Origin of the sequence: Arthrobacter sp. HMWF013 (assembly GCF_003061105.1) — a bacterium.
Taxonomy (GTDB): Bacteria; Actinomycetota; Actinomycetes; order Actinomycetales; family Micrococcaceae; genus Arthrobacter.
The window spans coordinates 459-4,257 of sequence record NZ_QAIQ01000611.1 but is presented as its reverse complement, the minus strand read 5'-3'; the positions used below and the strand labels follow the sequence as shown (position 1 = coordinate 4,257).

5 protein-coding genes and 1 pseudogene are annotated in these 3,799 nt (G+C 64.4%); 4 read left to right on the top strand and 2 right to left on the bottom strand.

The features are described from left to right. Positions 1–200: 200 nt before the first annotated feature. Positions 201–1,409 carry a globin domain-containing protein gene (locus tag DBR22_RS20485; RefSeq protein ID WP_108600506.1) on the bottom strand — a complete coding sequence of 403 codons (1,209 nt, stop codon included), beginning with the start codon at positions 1,407–1,409 and terminating at the stop codon, positions 201–203. Between the two features lie 179 nt (positions 1,410–1,588). Between DBR22_RS20485 and DBR22_RS20480 the strand changes: the two are divergent. The 4 genes and pseudogenes from DBR22_RS20480 (at position 1,589) to DBR22_RS24885 (ending at position 3,582) form a co-directional block, all read left to right on the top strand. Continuing rightward, positions 1,589–2,481 (top strand): annotated as a pseudogene (locus DBR22_RS20480) (ribonuclease Z). Positions 2,482–2,615: 134 nt separating this feature from the next. Beyond that, on the top strand, positions 2,616–3,185 hold the full coding sequence (locus tag DBR22_RS20475; RefSeq protein ID WP_108600505.1) for a GAF domain-containing protein: 570 nt from the start codon (positions 2,616–2,618) through the stop codon (positions 3,183–3,185). Between the two features lie 18 nt (positions 3,186–3,203). Beyond that, positions 3,204–3,419 (top strand): hypothetical protein, encoded by a 216-nt coding sequence (locus tag DBR22_RS20470; protein ID WP_108600504.1) that lies wholly within the window; start codon positions 3,204–3,206, stop codon positions 3,417–3,419. A 37-nt stretch (positions 3,420–3,456) separates the two neighbouring features. Further along, on the top strand, positions 3,457–3,582 hold the full coding sequence (locus tag DBR22_RS24885; protein ID WP_258229348.1) for a hypothetical protein: 126 nt from the start codon (positions 3,457–3,459) through the stop codon (positions 3,580–3,582). Here DBR22_RS24885 and DBR22_RS20465 read toward each other — a convergent pair. Further along, positions 3,579–3,770 carry a hypothetical protein gene (locus DBR22_RS20465; protein ID WP_108600503.1) on the bottom strand — a complete coding sequence of 64 codons (192 nt, stop codon included), beginning with the start codon at positions 3,768–3,770 and terminating at the stop codon, positions 3,579–3,581. The genes DBR22_RS24885 and DBR22_RS20465 overlap by 4 nt on opposite strands. Positions 3,771–3,799 lie beyond the last annotated feature (29 nt).

Sequence of the window (3,799 nt, the reverse complement as noted above, 5' to 3'; positions counted from 1 at the left end):
ATGTTCCGGCGGCGCCCAACACTCCACCGTTCCAGGTGCTGGCCCGACTCTGCCACCTCCTCGACGACGGCGCGGTAGTTCCACCCTGTCCACCGGTCCGGGGTCCAACCAAGAATTACTGCAGCCATCATGTCCCTCCTGTCGCATTCTGAGACTATCCCCAGCCGGCTTCAGAAGGTGGCCGTACGCCGTCGTCGCGGTTACTGGTAGTCGGCCAGCCAGAGGTCCGGTCCGAACACTTCATACTGGATGTCCTTGGGACGGGTTCCCTTGGCGATGAGATCGCTCCGCACCGCCTGCAGGAACGGCAGCGGGCCGCAGAGGTAGTACTCGGCATCGATGGGCAGTTCCACCGCATTGATATCCATGAACCCTGTGAACGTGGAGCCGCCCGCGTCCCCGCCACCGGATGGATTGAGGAACCAGCTGTGCATGGAGCCCTCGGGCAGTGTGCTGATGTCCTCGCTGACCTGCTTGCGGAGCGGAAACGAGTCCTCACTGTCATCGGCGTGCAGAAGCATCACCTGGCGCTGGGACCCGGCCTTGACGAGGTGCGAGAGCATTCCGGCCATGGGGGTGATGCCGATGCCGGCGCTCGCCATCACCACCGGCCGGTCGGTGTATTCCAGCACCACGTCGCCGAACGGAGCGGACAGCACCACCTCATCGCCCACCTTGACGTCGTTGTGCAGCAGGTTGGACATCTCGCCGTCGGGAGTGCTGAGCCCGTGCACCCTTTTGACTGCGAAGTGCCGGTGCTGGCCGTCGTCAGCCCGCGTGAGGCTGTACTGCCGCGGCTGGTGCACGCCGTCCTTCATGAGCATCTTGAGGGTCACGTACTGTCCCGGCAAGGACGGCTTCACTTCCCGTTCGTCGGTACGCTCCACGACGAAAGTGACGACGTCGTCCGTCTCCTGGATGCGCTCGGCCACCCGCCAGGTACGCCAGATGGTTTCCGGTGAGAGATGGACAGCGTTATAGAGTCCGCGTTCCTGGTTGATCAGCAGGTTGCCCATCAGCCAGTAGACCTCGTCCCAGGCGGCCGCCACCTCCGGTGTCACTGCATCCCCCAGCACATCGACGATCGCCCAGAACAGGTGCTCATGGACGATCTGGTACTGGTCCGGGGCCAGGCCGAGCGAGACGTGTTTGTGCGCTACCCGCGACAGCAGATGGTCAGGCAGCTGATCAGGTTTTTCCAGCAGGAGGGTGGCGAATGCAGCGATGGACCCGGCCAGTGCCTGCTGCTGCCGGCCGTCCGCCTGGTTTCCCCGGTTGAAGAGGCCGTCGAGCAGGTCCGGCCGTGCCTCGAACATATGTTTGTAGAACCGTTTGGCGATTTCTTCAATGTTTGCGCCGACCGCAGGCAGCGTCGCCTGGATGACGGGGCGGGAAGTATCAGAGAGCATGGTGCGTCCTTCCGGAATGGACCGGCTGCTGCCAAGCCGGCGTTGCCTTGGCTGTGCCAATGTAGCAGTCAGGGTATGCCCCATGACCGGGCGATGGTCCCTTGTACCTGCGTCAGGAAAGGTGTATGCCGGACCGGCGGACTGGAAGAAGGCAGCGGGCGGGTGGGAGACTCAGTTCCATGCGTGAACTGGTGGTGCTCGGCACAGCCTCCCAGGTTCCGACCCGGACCGCAACCACAACGGCTACCTGCTGCGGTTCGATGGCGAGGGCATCCTGTTTGATCCGGGCGAGGGGACCCAGCGCCAGATGATCCATGCCGGCGTTTCGGCCACGCAGATCACGCGGATCTGCCTCACCCACGTGCACGGGGACCACTGCTATGGACTGCCGGGCGTGCTGTCGCGGATGGCCCTGGACGGCGTGGCCCACCAGGTCCACCTGCACTACCCCGCCACGGGGGAGGAGATGATCCGCGCGCTCGTGGCCATCGCCACGCCCGGGATCGACCTGAGGCTGCACCCTCATGGCGCCGCCGGAGCGGTCGCAACCGGCCTGGAGGTCCGGGCGCTGAACCACCGCATCGAGACCTACGGCTACCGGCTGACCGAACCCGAAGGCCGGAGTCTCGTGCCTGAACGGCTGGAAACTGCCGGGATCTTCGGGCCCGACGTCGGGCGTCTCCAACGCGATGGCAGCTTCGACGGCGTCCGGCTTGAGGACGTCAGCGTTCACCGTCCCGGGCAAGGATTCGCTTTCGTCATGGACACGGCACCCTGTGCCGGGGCGGAGGAACTGGCCGACGGCGTCGATCTCCTGGTGGCGGAGTCCACCTTCAGCGACGACGACGCCGACCTCGCCAGGGAGTACCGGCACCTCACCGCCGGACAGGCGGGGGAGTTGGCGGGCAGCGCCGCCGTCGGCACGCTTGTTCTCACACACTTCTCATCGCGCTATGGCGACGACGTCGCCGCGCTCGCCGGCCAGGCCCGTTCCCGTGCCGGTGACGCCGTGGTGGTGGCGGCAAAAGATCTGGACCGGATTGCCTTCCCCAAACGGCGGCACCTGACCTGAGCCGTCCGCGGCAGCAAGAGTGGGAGCGTCCTTCCTCACGGCTGTGGCAGAAGAGTAGGCTGGAAAGACCGTTAGGCAGAACGCGGACACCAGTTTCAGACTGGGCTTGGTTCCCAGCATCCGGAAGGTTGCCCATGGCTGCCCGAGCTCCCCTTACGTATCCAGCCGCCGATATCACCAGGCACGTCGAGGACCTCGTGCTGAATTGTCCGGATCTCTCCGGCTTCCTCAGAGACCTTGTGGTTTTCTGCGCCGGGCAGCAGGCCTATGTTTCAGGGGATGTGTCCTGCGGAATCACAGTGCTCCGACCTTCCGGCATTCCCCAAACGGGCGGCTCCGAAGAATCCACACGAAGCCTGGAGGACGTCCAGACGCGGTACCGCGAAGGGCCCGGTTTGTCGGCAGCCCTGGATGAGGCGATGGTCCTTGTCACGGATCTGAGATCTGAAGAGCGATGGCCGAGCTTCATCGACGCGGCCAGACGCGAGAAGGTGCTGTCAGTCCTGGCACTGCCTGTTCAGCTGGAAGGCGAGGCCGGTGCTGCCTTGAGCTTCTACAGCCTGCGGCCCCATGGGTTCGGCAGGGACGCCATCGCCAGCGCGCACGCCTTGGCTGCTGACGTGTCGAAGGGATTGCGCCTTGTCCTTCGGATCGCCACCCTGCGGGAGACCGCGCACCCGGTTAAGATCCATTTCGACGATTGACAGGACGTGGGATTTTCAATGGATGCCGGCACGCTCAGCGCATTGATTGGCGGCTACATTGCCGCCGTTGTTGCTGTGTTTCTCATTTACTCGCCGGTCCTGCTCCTCTTCGTAGGTCTGCTGATCACAGCAGGCCTCGTGCAACTGGTGGCCTGGCCTTTCGTCATTCTGGTCCGGAAACTCCGGCGGCATCATCCGGAGCCCCCATCGGACGGATCCTGGCTCCTGCACTGATCTGCGCTGTGTTGCCCGGAGGGTGGGAAGGGGCGGCATGACGTGGATTGTGGTGCTGTTCCTGGTGGCCCACGGTGCGGTGATATCCCTGGTGCTCACCGTCACCCTCCACACCCGAAGTATCAGGTCTGCACGGGTGCGAAGTTCAGCGAGGGACAGCTAAATGGGTTCCTTGGCCAGGGCCTTGGTCTTGGCCGGCGTTTCGCGCCCAAGACGCTCGTCAAGGGTCACACGCAACCGCGCGGCGGCCACTTGAACGCGATGCTCGGCCGGGGAGGCCTTCTTGGCCGGCGCGGGGGAGGCATTCCGGGGGGTATGGATGTAGCGGTGTTCAGATGTGCCTGCACTCATGGTCCAACCTCCTTGGCCTCGTCCTCATG

Bases quoted from the DNA above. Each gene is read 5' to 3' on its own strand.
- DBR22_RS20485 (WP_108600506.1), bottom strand. From the start codon at position 1,409: ATGCTCTCTGATACTTCCCGCCCCGTCATCCAGGCGACGCTGCCTGCG.
- DBR22_RS20475 (WP_108600505.1), top strand. From the start codon at position 2,616: ATGGCTGCCCGAGCTCCCCTTACGTATCCAGCCGCCGATATCACCAGG.
- DBR22_RS20470 (WP_108600504.1), top strand. From the start codon at position 3,204: ATGGATGCCGGCACGCTCAGCGCATTGATTGGCGGCTACATTGCCGCC.
- DBR22_RS24885 (WP_258229348.1), top strand. From the start codon at position 3,457: ATGACGTGGATTGTGGTGCTGTTCCTGGTGGCCCACGGTGCGGTGATA.
- DBR22_RS20465 (WP_108600503.1), bottom strand. From the start codon at position 3,770: ATGAGTGCAGGCACATCTGAACACCGCTACATCCATACCCCCCGGAAT.